Source organism: Streptomyces sp. NBC_00236 (assembly GCF_036195045.1).
GTDB lineage: Bacteria > Actinomycetota > Actinomycetes > Streptomycetales > Streptomycetaceae > Streptomyces.
The window spans coordinates 7,648,192-7,662,615 of sequence record NZ_CP108100.1; the positions used below are offsets into that span (position 1 = coordinate 7,648,192).

The following is a 14,424-nucleotide window of genomic DNA, read 5'->3' on the forward strand; positions in this document are numbered from 1 at the left end:
TCAACGAATGACGGAATCCCGCTACCCCTCCAAGCCCCGGCCCGGCGACCGCGTCGCCGTGCTGTCCCCCTCGTCCGGTCTCCCTGGCATCCTTCCGCTGCCGTACGAACTGGGGCTGCGCAGGCTCCGCGACGACTTCGGGCTGGAACCCGTGGAGTACCCGGCGACCCGGAAGATGGGGTCCACACCGCAGGAACGCGCCGCCGACATCCACGCGGCCTTCGCCGACCCGACGATCAAGGCGGTCATCGCCAGCATCGGCGGGGACGACCAGATCACCGTGCTGCCGCACCTGGACCGTGAGCTGCTGCGTGCCCATCCGAAGCCGTTCTTCGGCTACAGCGACAACACCAACCTGCTGGTGTTCCTCGACCGCCTCGGCATCATCGGCTACCACGGCGGATCCGTGATGGTCGAGCTCGGACGCCCCGGTGCCATGCACCCCCAGACGGCCGCGTCCCTGCGGGCGGCGCTGTTCACCCATGACGACCACGAACTGACCCCCGCGAAGGACACCGGCAGCATCAACGGCCGGTGGGAGGACCCGCACACCTTCGACCACGAACCCGGCATGCTGCCCGCCGACGCGTGGATCTGGCACCGGGCCGACAGGGTGGTCGAGGGGGCGAGCTGGGGCGGCAACCTGGAGATCCTGTCCTGGATGCTCATGGCCGACCGGGAGATCCACCCGGCGGCCGAGTACGAGGGGAGGGTGCTGTTCCTCGAAACCTCGGAGGAGATGATCAGTGCCGACGAGGTGTACCGGATCCTGCGGAACATGGGGGAGCGCGGGCTTCTGCGCCGCTTCCCCGCACTCCTGATGGCCCGCGCCAAGAACTGGTCCTTCGAGCAGCCCCTCGACGCCGCCGGCGGGGAGCTGTATCGCGAACAGCAGCGCGCGGCCGTGCTGAGGGCCCTGAACGAGTACGCCCCTGACACGATGGCCGTCCTCGACGTCGACCTCGGCCACACGGACCCGCAGATGATCATCCCGTACGGCGGACGGATACGGGTGGACGGCGTGGCCCGCCGGATCGTGGTGACGTACTAGAGGGCTTCGCCCGGAACCGTCCGCCCTTTTTCTGGTCCGACCACATGCCATGTGTGACATAGTGGGAGATTCGGAAGAAGACGAGGCCGGAAACGGAACGGCTCCGGCCCGGGGCAGGGGGTGGCGGATGCCCGTCGAATGGCAACCCGTACGGCAGTCGCGGACGCATGAACTGGTGCTTCAGAGCATCGAGGAGCAGGTCTTCGCCGGAAAGCTCAGGGCCGGCGACCGGCTGCCGCCCGAGCGTGAACTCGCCCCGGTCTTCGGGGTGAGCCGCTCGGCCCTGCGCGAGGCGCTCCGCGTCCTGGAGACCATCGGCGTACTGGTCGCGCAGCCCGGCCGGGGGCCCGACTCGGGGGCCCGGATCGTGCGCAACCCGGACGACGCGCTCGGGCGGCTGCTGCGCCTGCATTTCGCCCTCGGCAGCTACAGCCTGCACGACGTGATGGAGGCCCGGGTCGCCCTGGAGCGCGCCAGTTTCGCCGCCGCCGCGACGCACGCTTCCGAGGAGGACCTGGACGAGGCGGGTGCGGTGGTCCACCGGATGTCGCAGCCGGGCATCCTGCCGGAGGAGTTCAACGAACTCGACACCCAGTTCCACGTCAAGGTGGCCAGCAGTTCCGGCAACGCGCTCACCTCGACGCTGACCGCGGCGGTCCGGGAGTCGGTGCGACCCCTCATCCTGCGAGCCCTCGAAGAGGTGGACGACTGGCCGGCCACCCAGGCGCACCTCAACCGTCAGCACGCCGAGATGCTGAGGCTGGTGCGCGTCGACCAGGGTGACGAGGCGGCCGACCTCGCCGAGCTCCACATCCGCGGGTTCCACGGAACGCTGGTCGACGAGGACCGGACCGGCGGGAACGACGTGGACGGCGCCACCGCGTAGGAGAGGCCTCAGGGCAGCATCCAGGAGAGCGCCGACGTGGACTGGAGGTAGACCAGGACACACAGGACGGCCAGCATGCCGATGCTGTACCCGGCCACCTTGCGCAGCAGGATGCGTTCCGCGCCCGGCATCCGTACGGCGGTGGCGGCGATGGTCAGGTTCTGCGGACTCACCAGCTTGGCCACCACGCCGCCGGAGGTGTTCGCGGCGACCAGCAGCGTCGGGTCGATGCCGGCGGTCTGGCCGGCCGTCTGCTGGAGGTTGGCGAAGAGCGCGTTGGCCGAGGTGTCGGAACCCGTCACCGCGGTGCCCAGCCAGCCGAGGATCGGCGAGAGCAGGGCGAACAGCCCGCCTGCCGTCGCCAGCCAGGTGCCGATGGCCACGGTCTGGCCCGACTGGTTCATCACGTAGCTCAGCGCGAGCACGGTGGCCACCGTCATGATGGCGACCCGCATGTTCTTCAGGGTGCGCCCTGCCGCGGACAGCGCCATGGACCCGGTCATCGGGTAGGCGTCGCGGTCCTTGGCGTAGCGGTAGATCAGCGTGACCAGGATGCCCGAGATGATCAGCAGGGTGCCCGGGTTGCCCAGCACCTCCAGCTTGTAGATCGCGCTGGACGAGGGTTCGCCACTCGGTGTGAGCAGCTCGCCGTACAGGCCCGGCCACTCGATGGTGAGGTTCAGGTGCCCGAGGAGTTCGGGTACGTCGAGCGCTCCGATGTTCAGTTTGGCGAGGGCGAAGATGGCGATCACCAGGATGTACGGGAGTACGGCGTAGGTGACCCGGCGCGGCGTGAGGGCCTCGTTCTCCACCTGGGAGTGCTGGTCCTCGGGCGTGCGCGGCTTCCAGAGGCGCAGCATCAGCACGGCGGCGCCGAAGCCGGCGAGCGAGGCGACCACATCGGTGAGTTCGTACGCGAAGTGGCTGGAACACCAGTACTGGGCCACGGCGAAGACGCCTCCGGTGACCAGCGCGATCGGCCACAGCTGGCGGATGCCACGGGTGCCGTCCACGACGAAGAGCAGCAGCAGCGGCACGAAGAGCGCGAGCAGCGGGGACTGGCGGCCGATGACCGCGGCGATGTCCTCGGCCGGGATGCCGGTCAGGTTGCCCGCCGTGGTGACCGGGATGGCCATGGCGCCGAACGCGACGGGTGCGGTGTTGGCCAGCAGGACCGTCACGGCCGCCTTGACCGGCGGCAGGCCGAGGGCCATCAGCATCACGGCCGTGATGGCGACGGGTGCGCCGAAGCCCGCGAGCGCCTCCAGCAGACCGCCGAAGCAGAACGCGATGAGCATCGCCTGGACGCGCAGGTCACCCCGGCCGACGGCACTGAACGAGCGGCGCAGGTCCTCGAACCTGCCACTGACGACCGTGAGTTCGTAGAACCAGATGGCCGCCACGACGATCAGCATCACCGGGAACAGGCCGAACACCAGGCCCTGGGACGCCGAGAGCAGACCGAGCTCGACGGGCATCCGGAACCCGATCACCGCCACGAGCAGGGCTGTGAGGACCGAGCCCAGCGCGGACACCAGCGCCGAGCGCTTCGCCACCATCAGGAGCAGGAAGAACACGGCGAGCGGGATGAGGCTCACCAGGGCGGTGGCCAGAAGGCTGTCGCCGACGGCATGCACGTCCGGTGTGTACGAAGCGAGCGTGGTGGCGGATGGTGCGGAGGCCACGAAAGTACTCCTCGTCGAGTGGTGCGGGGCAGATCGAACCGCGTGCCGACAGCTGGTTCGGCGATCAGTAGGACACCGCATATGTCGTATGTCAATAAGGTCGGACCAAGTGCTGGGTAGGTCACTTCCCGGGGCGGTAAGGGTGGATGTGTACGAGAAAGCGCTTTCTCGCGTCGCCCGAAAGGGTCTTCGTGTGCGAGCCTCTCCTCGAATCGGACCGAGGGTAGTATGGTCGGACCACAAAATCGATCGGGGAGGCCCCATGCGTATCGGACTCTTCGCCACCTGTCTGGGAGACACGCTCTTCCCGGGGGCGGTGAAATCCACGGCGGTGCTGCTGGCGCGCCTGGGGCACGACGTGGTGTTCCCGCCGGGGCAGACCTGCTGCGGTCAGATGCACGTCAACACCGGCTACCAGCGTGAACCCGTCCCGCTGGTACGGAACTTCGCCGAGCAGTTCGGCGACGCCTCGATCGACGCGGTCGTCATGCCGTCCGGATCGTGCGCCGGTTCCGTCCGCCACCAGCACGAGATCATCGCCGAGCGCTACGGCGACGCGGCGCTGCGTTCGGGCGTCGCCACGGTGAAGGCCAAGACGTACGAGCTCTCCGAGTTCCTGGTCGACGTGCTGGACGCCACCGACGTCGGCGCGTACTTCCCGCACCGCGTCACGTACCACCCCACCTGTCACTCCCTGCGGATGCTGCGCGTCGGTGACAAGCCGCTGCGGCTGCTGCGGGCCGTCGACTCGATCGACCTGGTCGAGCTGCCCGAGGCCGACGCCTGCTGCGGATTCGGCGGCACCTTCGCCGTGAAGAACGCCGACACGTCGACCGCGATGCTCCAGGACAAGATGCGCAACGTCGCCACCACCGGCGCCGCCGTGTGCACCGCCGGCGACTCGTCCTGTCTGATGCACATCGGCGGCGGGCTCTCCCGGATCAGGTCCGGCACCCGCACCCTGCACCTGGCCCAGATCCTCTCCTCCACCCGCACCGCGCCGCACGTCCTGACGGAGGCCGCCCGATGAGCAGCACCTTTCTCGGCATGCCCGCGACCCCGCCCCGCTCCCCGTACGGGACCGGCAATCTGCGCGGCGACCGGAAGTTCCCCGCGGCCGCGCACGACGACCTGGGCAACGAACAGCTGCGCCGCAACCTCGGCAGGGCCACCCACACCATCCGCGCCAAACGCCTCCACGTCACCGGCGAGCTGCCCGACTGGGAGGAGCTGCGCGACGCGGGATCGGCCATCAAGACCGACACCATGAACCGGCTCCCCGAACTGCTGGAGGAGCTGGAGCGCAGGGTCACCGAACGCGGCGGCACCGTCCACTGGGCGCGGGACGGCGGCGAGGCCAACGAGATCGTCGCGCGGCTGATCAAGGAGACCGGCAGCAAGGAGGTCATCAAGGTCAAGTCGATGGCCACCCAGGAGATCGGCCTCAACGAACACCTCGAATCGATCGGCATCACCCCGTACGAGACGGACCTCGCCGAGCTCATCGTGCAGCTCGCCCACGACAAGCCCTCGCACATCCTGGTGCCCGCCATCCACCGCAACCGCGACGAGATCCGGGAGATCTTCCTCAAGGAGATCCCGGGCGTGGACCCGTCCCTGGACAACGTCCCCGCGCACCTGGCCGCCGCGGCCCGCGCCTATCTGCGCGAGAAGTTCATGACGACGAAGGTCGCCGTGTCCGGAGCCAACTTCGGCATCGCCGAGACCGGCACCCTGTCCGTCGTCGAGTCGGAGGGCAACGGCCGCATGTGCCTGACGCTGCCCGACACCCTGATCACGGTCATGGGCATCGAGAAGGTGCTCCCGCGCTACCAGGACCTGGAGGTCTTCCTCCAGCTGCTGCCGCGCTCCTCCACCGGCGAGCGGATGAATCCGTACACCTCGATGTGGACCGGGGTCACCCCCGGCGACGGACCGCAGACCTTCCACCTGGTCCTGCTCGACAATGGCCGGACCGCTGCTCTCGCCGACAGGATCGGCCGCGAGGCACTCAACTGCATCCGCTGCTCGGCATGTCTCAACGTCTGCCCGGTGTACGAACGCGCGGGCGGCCACGCCTACGGATCGACGTACCCCGGACCTATCGGCGCCGTGCTCACCCCGCAGCTCGCCGGCATGCACGCGGCCAAGGACGATCCCAACAGCTCACTGCCCTTCGCCTCCAGCCTGTGCGGCGCCTGCTTCGACGCCTGCCCGGTGAAGATCGACATTCCTTCGTTGCTGGTCGAGCTGCGCCACCAGCACACCGAGCAGTCGGGCACCACGGCCGAGAAGCTCGCCATGAAGGCGGCGGCCGGAGTGATGAAGAACCCGAAGCTGTTCACGGCCGCGCAGAAGGCATCCGGGCTCGGCCGCGTCATCGCCGGACGGGACGGGAGGATCTCGCATCTGCCCCCGCCCTTCAACGGCTGGAGCGACAGCCGCGACACGCCCGCCCCGCCCAAGGAGACCTTCCGCTCCTGGCTGGCATCGGCCGAGGGAGCCGCGACCATGCGGGCCGCCGCCGACACGTACACGCAGAACCAGCAGCAGGAGGAGGAGAAGTGACGACCGCTCGCGAAACGGTGCTCGGCCGCGTCCGGGACGCCCTGGCCCTGGCACCCGCAGCCGACACCCCGATCCCGCGCGCCTACCGCACCGGGCGCTCCCTCCCCGACGAGGAACGCCTGGCGCTGTTCACCGACCGGCTCGTCGACTACAAGGCCCGGGTCCACCTCTGCACCGCCGACCGCACGGCCGAGGTCGTCGCCGAGGTGCTGCGGGAGCGCGGAGCCGGCCGGATCGGCGTACCCGAGGGCCTCGACCCGCAGTGGCTCAGCGCCTACGACGGTGAGATCCGGCAGGACTCCGCCGATATCCCCGCACCGCGGCTGGACTCGCTGGACGGGGTCGTCACGGCATCGGCCGTCAGCTGCGCCGAGACGGGCACGATCTTCCTGGACGGATCGCCCGACCAGGGGCGGCGGGCGTTGTCCCTGGTGCCCGACCTGCACGTCTGCGTCGTCGATCTGTCGACCGTGGAGGTGGGCGTACCCGAGGCGGTGGCCCGTCTGGTGCCGGAGCGGCCGACGACGCTGATCAGCGGTCCCTCGGCCACGTCCGACATCGAACTGGAACGGGTCGAGGGCGTGCACGGACCGCGCACCCTCGCGGTCGTGATCCGCACCGACGTGTAACGGGAAGCGGGGCGGGGGCGCCGCCGGAAGGCGCGCACCCCCGTCCGCTACCGGCTCACCCGTGGGTGACCGTCACCGGGCCGAAGGCGATCCGGGTCGTCGCCGAGTCCTCGGCCCAGCACACCTCGACGCTGTCCCCGTCGACGTTGACCCCGCTCACCACTCCGTCCAGTGCGTCCGCTCCCGGCTCCGCGCTCAGCGAGGCGAGCGCCACCAGGACCACCGTGCCCTCGGCGTCCGCGCCCAGCCGGGGCAGCACCGCCCACGGGGTGTACGCCGTGCCCTGCGGGGCGCGTACCTCGTCCCGCGACTCCCAGCCGTGCAGACCGTGCAGCGCGGAAGTGACCGGTGACTCGGGACCGGTCGCCCAGCCGGTCTGCTCCACCCGGGCCCCGTGCGGGGCGCCGAGCACCCGGTGCACCCGGAGCTCGTACCGGCCACGGACCACCGTCACGCTCTCCACCCGGAGACCCGGCACCATCGGCGCCCCACCCGCGAAGACCGGCAGGTGCCAGGAGGCGGCCCAGCCCCAGCCGTCGCCGCCCCCGGCGCCCAGTGGGCGGATGGCGCGGCGGCCGCTGCGGGTTCCGGCGACGACCACGGAAAGGTGGTTGTCGGCCGTGTTCGCCCGCGCGGTGGGTCCGGTGACCGTCGAGTACGCCTGACGGTTGTACAGCGGGTCGTCGGCCACGGACGATTCGCCCTCGTGCGGCCGGACATGGTCGCTGCCGTGGTTGTGCAGCCGGACGATCCCGTCCGCCCGCGTCGACTGGACGAGCAGCCCGGGGGCGGGCAGCGCGAGCACCCGGTCCGGCCCCTCGCTCGGTGCCGGCTCCTCGGCCGCCGTCCACAGCGGGTGGTCGGCGGGGGCCAGCAGGGAGACGAAGGCCTTGGACGCCCAGTAGGGGGAGGCCGGACCCGAGTAGGGCTGGAGGGTCGCGTCGTGCGGACCGTGCCAGCCCAGGCTCAGCAGGCCGTCGGTGCCCGTCGCGCCACGGTCCAGGAAGTAGCGCAGCGACCCGCTGATCACCCGGCGGGACGCGCCCGGTGTGAGCGGGGTGTCTCCGGTGAGCGCGCCCAGCCCGACCGCCGCACCGGCGGCGAACCGGTAGGTCAGCGAACGGCCGAAGTGGATCGGCGCCCCGTCCCCGCCGAACAGCAGGGCGAAGCTCTCCAGGTGCTCGCGCAGCCGCGCCCCGTAGTGCGCGGAGAGTTCGGCGTCACCGGAGAGGCGGGCGTCGAGCACGGGGTAGAGGTGCAGGGCCCAGCCGTTGTAGTGGTCGAAGGCGCGGCCGTCACCGTCCGCGTACCAGCCCTGACCGCGGTACCAGCTCTCCATGAGGTCCTGTGCCCGCTCGCGTGCCCGCGCGGTCTCCGCGTCCCCGCGGCCCACCGATTCGAGGAATCCGGCCACCGAGTAGGGGAACAGGTACCAGTTGTTCGGTGCGGGGATGTGGCGAAGCGCGCCGCGCAGCCACTCCTCCGCGCGGTCCTGCACGGCCGGGTCCAGCCGGTCCCAGAGCCACGGCCGGGTGAGCCGCAGCCCGATGGCGACCGAGGCGGACTCCACCATGGGCTGGCCGAAGACGGTGTGGTCCAGGATCAGCGGCCAGGACTCGGCGTCGTCCCGGCCCGGCGTACGGGTACCGGCCGCGAGCCCGTCCGCGTACCGGTCGAGCCAGCCGTGCGGGTCCTTGCCGTCCGCGCCGGCGACCCGGAACGCCGCGGCGAGGAACGTGCGCGCGTAGCCCTCCAGACCGTCGGACCGGACACCGGACGCGGACGGGCGTCCGGGCAGGTCGAGGAGCGCGCTGCCGGGGGTGGCCCACTGCCAGGCGGCCCGCAGCAGACCGTCGGCCGCCGCCTCCCAGTGCGCGCGGGTGTAGCCGGTGTACGGGCTCGCCGCCCGGTCGTCGGCGGGAAGCTCCAGCGGGGAGTTCGGGTGCGGACGGTTCATGCGAGGAAGGCCAGCCTTTCGCGTCGTACGGGATGGGCGAATCCGTCGCCCGCGGCCCAGCGCTCCGCCTCGCCCACCGCCAGGTCGACGAGCCGTTGCCACTCATTGCCCTGCGAGCCCGCCAGATGAGGGGTGATCAGGGCGTTCTCGCACTCCCACAGCGGGTGGCCGGGCGGCAGCCGGTCGGGGTCGGTGACGTCGAGGACCGCCCGGATGCGACCGAGACGCAGGACGTCGACGAGCGCGTCCTGGTCGACGACGGCGCCCCGCGCGGTGTTGAGGAGCACGCCGTCCGGGCGCATCGACATGAGCAGGTCCCGGCTGACGAGTCCGCGCGTCGCGGGCAGCAGCGGGGTGTGGACGCTCACCACATCGCTCCGCGCGAACAGTTCGCCGAGCCCGACGGGCCGGACGCCGAGCTCGGCCGCCTCCTCGTCGGAGACGTACGGATCGTGCAGCAGCACCCGCAGGTCGTAGGGGCGCAGGAGCTCGATGACCCGGCGGCCGATGAGCGAGGCGGACAGGATGCCCACGGTCCGGCCGTAGTTGCCCAGGGCCGGCGAGGTGGTCAGCGAGTCCTCGCGGCCTCGCTCCGAGCGGTAGGCGTGCGCCCGCTCCAGGACTCGTTTGCCGGAGAGCAGGATCATCGCGACGGTGTACTCCGCGACCGGGAGCGCGTTGGCGGCCGCGGCCGACGACACCTCGATGCCGCGCTCCCAGCAGGCGTCCGTGATGTGCCCGCGGACGCTGCCCGCGGTGTGCACCACCGCCCGCAGCCGGGGCGCGGAGGCGAGCGCCGCCGCGTCGAGGGGCGGACAGCCCCAGCCGGTGACCAGGAGTTCCGTGTCCGCGAGCACGGCACGGGCCCGGTCGGTGGTGAAGTCGTCGAGTACGGGCGGTGGCGCGAGGTCGCACACCTGGGAGAGTGCGGCCATCGACCGGGTGTTCAGCAGCGCGGCCGCGGTGCCCGGCTGCATGGCGACGGCGGCGCGCGGCCGTCGTCGTCCGGTGGGCGTGAGGGGGATGGTGCCGGTCATTCTTCTCCTGATTCCGGGACGGGGTGCGGGGTACGGCTACTTCACGGCGCCCGCGGTGAGCCCCGACTTCCAGAAGCGCTGGAGCAACGCGAAGGCGAGGATCAACGGCAGGACCGCGAGCAGCGAACCCATGATCACCACGGGGTAGTACTCGGGCGACACGGTGGCGGCGCTGTTCCACGTGTACAGGCCGAGGCTGACGGGATAGAGGTCCTGGTCGGAGAGCATGACCATGGGCAGGAAGAAGTTGTTCCAGATCGCGGTGAGCTGGAAGAGGAACACGGTGACGAGACCGGGGCCCAGCATCCGCATGGCGACCCGGAAGTACGTGGTCAGTTCGCCGGCCCCGTCGACCCGGGCTGCTTCCAGTACCTCGTTCGGTACGTAGCCCTGGCTGAAGATCCGGCCGAGGTACACACCGAACGGATTGAAGAGCACCGGTATGAAGACCGACCAGAACGTGTTCACCAGACCGGTGCCCGACGCCATCAGATACAGCGGCAGCGCCAGCACGGTCTGCGGCACCATCACCGCGGCGAGCACGAGGCCGAACAGCTTCTCCTTGTGCGCGAAGCGGTACTTGTCGAAGGCGTACCCGCAGGCGATGCTGATCAGCGCCCCGAGTCCGGCGCCGAGGACCGCGTACAGCAGGCTGTTGCCGTACCACCGGGTGTACAGACCGCCGTCCGTCGCGAACAGGTCCTTGAGGTTCTGCGCGAAGGAGAAGTGGTCGAGCGACAGCACATCGCTGCCGAACAGGGCGTCCCGGTCCTTCGACGCGGCGAGCACCAGCCACAGCACCGGCAGCAGCGTGTACAGCACGGAGATGCCGACGACCAGGTTGACGACGGAGCGCCCGAGAAGCCGGGGCCGCAGGACGGCGGCGGTGCGGGTGGGAGCGGCCTGGCTCATCGGGCGTCCTCCTCGGCGGCGTTGGAGCGGTTGGTCCAGCGGGTCACGCCGTACGAGAGCGCGATCGTGCACACCAGCAGTACCACCGAGGCGGCCGCCGCCAGACCGTAGTTGTTACGGGTGAACGCGGCGTCGTAGATGTACATGCTGGGCGAGAAGCGCGAGCTGATCATCGGGGTCGACTGGCTCAGCAGCATCGGCTCGGTGAAGAGCTGGAGCGCGAAGATCAGGGTGAACATCGCGACCATCACGACGGAGGAACGCACCAGGGGCGTCTTGATCTGGAGCGCGGTGCGGACGGGTCCGGCGCCGTCGACGACGGACGCCTCGATGACCTCGCGCGGCACCGCCTGCAGGGCGGCGTAGAAGACCACCATGTTGTAGCCCAGGTTGCTCCACAGAGCGATGTTCACGATCGAGGGCACCACCGTGTGCACCCCGAGGAAGTCGATCGTGATGTCGGCCTTGCCGAGCAGGTCGATCACCGGGCTCAGCCCCGGTGTGTAGAGGTAGAGCCAGATGACGGCGGCGATGATGCCGGGCACGGCGTGCGGCAGGAAGAGTCCGAGCTGCGCCCAGGAGCGTAGCCGTACCACGCCGGAGTCCAGCAGCAGCGCCAGTGCCAGCGCGCCGACGACCATCAGCGGGATGTAGATCACGCAGTACAGGACGACGGTGCCCAGACCGCTGAGGAACGTCGGGTCGGTCAGGACGGCGGTGTAGCTGCGCAGGCCGACGAAGACCGTGCGCTCCGGGCCGAAGCCGAGCCCCGGCTGGTCGTCGCTGAAGAAGCTGAGCCAGACGGCGGTGCCGACCGGGATCAGGAAGACCGTCACCAGAAGGATGAAGAAGGGGGTCATCAGGGCGCCGGCCGCGCCGAGTTCACGGCGGCGGGCCGACTTTCGGGCGGTGCGCGGGGACGTGGTGGGTGCCGGCGCCGCCGCGGAGACGCTCACGGGGGCGGAAGCCGGCGTGGTGACCGGGCTGGTCATCGGTGTCACCTGCCTCTCTGCTGCAGGGAAGGGGGGCGGATCACGGTTCAGCTGCTGTGCTCGGTGGTGGACAGGCCCAGCGCCTTGAGGTCGGGCATGGTGCCCCGCTGGGCCGCGCGCACGGATTCGAGCAACGAGCCCTGGCCGCCGCCCACCCGGGCGAAACCGTCCTGCATCACCTTCTGCGTGGCGGTCATCCGCGGCCCCCAGGTCCAGCCCTCCCGGATCTTGTCCGCCTCCTGCTCGAACAGGGTGTAGATGTCCTGGCCGTTGTAGTAGGCGCGGTCGAAAGCCTTGCGGCCGACGGCGACGAGACCGGGGGCGGCCGGGTACTGGCTGCTGGCGCCGCTGGAGAGCCGGGCCCTCAGCGCGTCGGGATGCGAGACCTGCCACTCGATGAACTCAAGTGCTGCCTCGGGGTGTTCGCTGTCCTTCGTGACCGCGAAGGTCGAGCCGCCATGGGTGCCGACCGAGGCGTCCCCCGCGCTCCACTGGGGGAGCGGTGCGACGGCCCACTGGCCCTTCTGGCCGGGGCGGGCCTTCATCTGCGCGCCGGCGTCCCAGGCGCCGCTGAGCCGGACCAGGATCTTGCCGGCGCTGAGCAGGGCGTCGTAACCCCTGCTGTCCACGGGGGTCATGGAGACCAGGTCCTGGTCGATCATCCGTTGCCAGTACGCCGCGACGCGCCGGCTCGGCTCGTCGGCCAGCGACACGTTCCAGGCGCCGCCGCGGGTGTCGAACCACTGGGCACCGGCCTGCCAGGCGAACGCGGCGAACTGGAACCCGCCGTCCGTGGCGAAGGCCGACAACCTGCGGTCGGGGGCCCTGCGGCGCACGGTGCGGGACGCCTTCTCGAACTCGTCCCAGGTACCCGGGACTTCGATCCCGTACTGCTCGAAGAGGTCGGTGCGGTAGTGCATCACCATCGGCTCCACGTCCAGCGGAAGGCTGAAGACGCGCTTGTCGAAGGTGGTCAGGTCCAGTGCCTGCGGCAGCAGTTTGGACCGCAGCGAGTCGCTCACCAGGTCCGTGAGGTCCCGGGCGACGCCGTCGATGGCGAACCCGGGGAGCTGGGGGTACTCGATCGTCGCGATGTCCGGGCCGTTGCCGGCCCGGGAGGCGTTGCTGAGTTTCGCATAGCCGCCCTGAGGTCCCGACGGGATCTGCTGGAAGTCGACCTGGATCGTCTCGTGCGTCCGGTTGAACGCGTCCACGACTTCCTGGCTCCCGCGCAGGGCGGACCAGAAGGTGATGTGCGTCGTGTTCCGGCCCTTGTTGCTGACGGTGCTGGTCCTGCTCGTGCTGTCCGCCCCCGATGTGCCACCGCTGCAGGCGCTCAGCGCGCCCGCCAGCGGTAGTGCGGTCATCGTGGCGAGCACGGATCGACGGCTGTGTCGACCGGGCATGGGCGCCTCCCGCGGCTCCTGAATGAAGACACGGGGAATACTGATCGGCTGATCGGTACCGGTCAATAGATCGATCAGAAGAAGAGTGAAGCGGTCAAACGATCAGGTCGTGGTGAGGGCGATCCTCTGTGCCGATCCCCGCACCTTCAACTCGGGCAGCACCTGCGTCCGGCGCACGGGGCCGAGCGCTCCGGCCGCTCCGGACAGCCGGTGGAGCAGAAGCTCGGCGGCCGCCCTGCCGATCTCCGCCCTGGGCGGCGCCACCGCTGTCAGCGGGGTGCTGCCCAGGGCCGCGACCACATCGTCGTACGCCACCACGGAGCAGTCCCGGGGCACCTGCACCCCGCTCTCGGCCAGGCGCTGGACCAGCATCAGCGCGTCCACGTCCCCATGGAGTACCGCGGCCGTGGCCCCGCGTTCGCGCAGCAGCTCCGTCAGATCGAGATCGGGGGCGTCGTCCCTGGTCCCGTCCCCTTTCCCATGCCTGTCCCCGGACGGGGCGCCGGGCAGCGGTCCCGCCCCGGACGGGCCGGGGCCGGGCACCGCGTCCGGCGAACTCAGCACCACCGTCCAGTCGTCGACGTCGGGGTGGGCGGCCGCGATCTCGGCGAACGCGGCGCGTACGGTGCGTGCCGTCGGGCTGTCGTCCCGGGCGGCCAGCACGATCCGGCGGTGGCCCAGTGACACCAGGTGCTCCACGGCGAGATGCGTCCCGTACCAGTGGTCGGAACAGACGGAGTCCAGGGCGTGCAGGGTGCTGCCCGGCCGGGGCCGCCGCTCCATCAGCACGGTCGGCACCCCCGTCTCCGCCAGCCAGTCGTAGTCCAGCTCCTCGGAGAGCACGCTGCGCCACCGGGGGGCGATCAGCAGTCCGCGCGCCCCGTCCGCCAGCGCCCGCTCCACCAGGGGCCGTTCGGCGTCGGCCGACTGCGGCGCGAGGTACAGCGCGATGCGGATCCCGGCCTCCTCCAGCACGGTCCGGGCGCCGTGCAGTGTCTCGTACAGATACGAATGCCGCTCCGGTACGACCAGGGCGACCGCACCCCCGTCGCCGGCGGGATCGGCGCCCCGAGGGGCGGGCACCGCCGGCGGCCCCGCCGGATCGCGCACCGGCCGGGCCACGCCGTGCCCGCGCCGCAGCCGCCCCGCCCGCGCCAGCTCCTCGACGTCCCGCCGCACCGTGACCACGGAGACGGCCAGTTCGTCCGCGAGCGCGCTGACCTTGACCGCACCGCGCGACTCCACCACCGCCAGGATTCGCTGACGCCTGAGTTCAACCGGCTCCCGCATGCTGCTCGCCC

12 protein-coding genes are annotated in these 14,424 nt (G+C 70.7%); 5 read left to right on the forward strand and 7 right to left on the reverse strand.

The genetic code is table 11. The annotated features are described in order from the left end of the window. Positions 1–7 precede the first annotated feature (7 nt). Together OG446_RS34050 and OG446_RS34055 are read left to right on the forward strand one after the other, a co-directional pair. A complete protein-coding gene (locus OG446_RS34050) occupies positions 8–1,051 on the forward strand; it encodes a S66 family peptidase (protein WP_328897640.1) in 1,044 nt (347 codons plus the stop codon). A gap of 127 nt (positions 1,052–1,178) precedes the next feature. Next, on the forward strand, positions 1,179–1,937 hold the full coding sequence (locus OG446_RS34055) for a FadR/GntR family transcriptional regulator (protein WP_328897641.1): 759 nt from the start codon (positions 1,179–1,181) through the stop codon (positions 1,935–1,937). A gap of 8 nt (positions 1,938–1,945) precedes the next feature. On the opposite strand, the gene OG446_RS34060 is transcribed toward OG446_RS34055, so the two are convergent. Further along, a complete protein-coding gene (locus OG446_RS34060) occupies positions 1,946–3,622 on the reverse strand; it encodes an L-lactate permease (protein ID WP_328897642.1) in 1,677 nt (558 codons plus the stop codon). A 262-nt stretch (positions 3,623–3,884) separates the two neighbouring features. Here OG446_RS34060 and OG446_RS34065 point away from each other — a divergent pair, with 262 nt between their 5' ends. From OG446_RS34065 to OG446_RS34075, 3 genes are read left to right on the forward strand one after another with little or no spacing between them, the layout of a single operon-like run. Beyond that, entirely contained in the window at positions 3,885–4,652 is a 768-nt protein-coding gene (locus OG446_RS34065) for a (Fe-S)-binding protein (RefSeq protein ID WP_328897643.1), read from the forward strand. Then, entirely contained in the window at positions 4,649–6,190 is a 1,542-nt protein-coding gene (locus tag OG446_RS34070) for a LutB/LldF family L-lactate oxidation iron-sulfur protein (protein WP_328897644.1), read from the forward strand. Before OG446_RS34065 ends, OG446_RS34070 begins: the two co-directional genes overlap by 4 nt. Beyond that, on the forward strand, positions 6,187–6,819 hold the full coding sequence (locus tag OG446_RS34075; RefSeq protein WP_328897645.1) for a LutC/YkgG family protein: 633 nt from the start codon (positions 6,187–6,189) through the stop codon (positions 6,817–6,819). The genes OG446_RS34070 and OG446_RS34075 overlap by 4 nt, the downstream gene beginning before the upstream one ends. A 55-nt stretch (positions 6,820–6,874) precedes the next feature. On the opposite strand, the gene OG446_RS34080 is transcribed toward OG446_RS34075, so the two are convergent. The 6 genes from OG446_RS34080 to OG446_RS34105 form a co-directional block, all read right to left on the reverse strand. Then, positions 6,875–8,776: a DUF2264 domain-containing protein gene (locus OG446_RS34080; protein WP_328897646.1), complete on the reverse strand. Its 1,902-nt coding sequence runs from the start codon at positions 8,774–8,776 to the stop codon at positions 6,875–6,877. Next, on the reverse strand, positions 8,773–9,813 hold the full coding sequence (locus OG446_RS34085; RefSeq protein WP_328897647.1) for a hydroxyacid dehydrogenase: 1,041 nt from the start codon (positions 9,811–9,813) through the stop codon (positions 8,773–8,775). The genes OG446_RS34080 and OG446_RS34085 overlap by 4 nt, the downstream gene beginning before the upstream one ends. Positions 9,814–9,849: 36 nt before the next feature. Further along, positions 9,850–10,725, reverse strand: coding sequence for a carbohydrate ABC transporter permease (locus OG446_RS34090; RefSeq protein WP_328897648.1), 876 nt, complete (start codon positions 10,723–10,725; stop codon positions 9,850–9,852). Continuing rightward, positions 10,722–11,717, reverse strand: a complete 996-nt coding sequence (locus OG446_RS34095) for a carbohydrate ABC transporter permease (protein ID WP_328897649.1) — start codon at positions 11,715–11,717, stop codon at positions 10,722–10,724. The genes OG446_RS34090 and OG446_RS34095 overlap by 4 nt, the downstream gene beginning before the upstream one ends. A 47-nt stretch (positions 11,718–11,764) precedes the next feature. Next, entirely contained in the window at positions 11,765–13,123 is a 1,359-nt protein-coding gene (locus OG446_RS34100) for an ABC transporter substrate-binding protein (RefSeq protein WP_328897650.1), read from the reverse strand. 102 nt (positions 13,124–13,225) lie between these two features. After that, positions 13,226–14,413, reverse strand: a complete 1,188-nt coding sequence (locus OG446_RS34105; RefSeq protein ID WP_328897651.1) for a substrate-binding domain-containing protein — start codon at positions 14,411–14,413, stop codon at positions 13,226–13,228. Between the last annotated feature and the right edge of the window lie 11 nt (positions 14,414–14,424).

What these genes read in the sequence shown, in the direction of transcription:
- OG446_RS34050 (WP_328897640.1), top strand. Translation starts at nt 8, where the DNA reads ATGACGGAATCCCGCTACCCCTCCAAGCCCCGGCCCGGCGACCGCGTC.
- OG446_RS34055 (WP_328897641.1), top strand. Translation starts at nt 1,179, where the DNA reads ATGCCCGTCGAATGGCAACCCGTACGGCAGTCGCGGACGCATGAACTG.
- OG446_RS34065 (WP_328897643.1), top strand. Translation starts at nt 3,885, where the DNA reads ATGCGTATCGGACTCTTCGCCACCTGTCTGGGAGACACGCTCTTCCCG.
- OG446_RS34070 (WP_328897644.1), top strand. Translation starts at nt 4,649, where the DNA reads ATGAGCAGCACCTTTCTCGGCATGCCCGCGACCCCGCCCCGCTCCCCG.
- OG446_RS34080 (WP_328897646.1), bottom strand. Translation starts at nt 8,776, where the DNA reads ATGAACCGTCCGCACCCGAACTCCCCGCTGGAGCTTCCCGCCGACGAC.
- OG446_RS34085 (WP_328897647.1), bottom strand. Translation starts at nt 9,813, where the DNA reads ATGACCGGCACCATCCCCCTCACGCCCACCGGACGACGACGGCCGCGC.
- OG446_RS34090 (WP_328897648.1), bottom strand. Translation starts at nt 10,725, where the DNA reads ATGAGCCAGGCCGCTCCCACCCGCACCGCCGCCGTCCTGCGGCCCCGG.
- OG446_RS34095 (WP_328897649.1), bottom strand. Translation starts at nt 11,717, where the DNA reads ATGACCAGCCCGGTCACCACGCCGGCTTCCGCCCCCGTGAGCGTCTCC.
- OG446_RS34100 (WP_328897650.1), bottom strand. Translation starts at nt 13,123, where the DNA reads ATGCCCGGTCGACACAGCCGTCGATCCGTGCTCGCCACGATGACCGCA.
- OG446_RS34105 (WP_328897651.1), bottom strand. Translation starts at nt 14,413, where the DNA reads ATGCGGGAGCCGGTTGAACTCAGGCGTCAGCGAATCCTGGCGGTGGTG.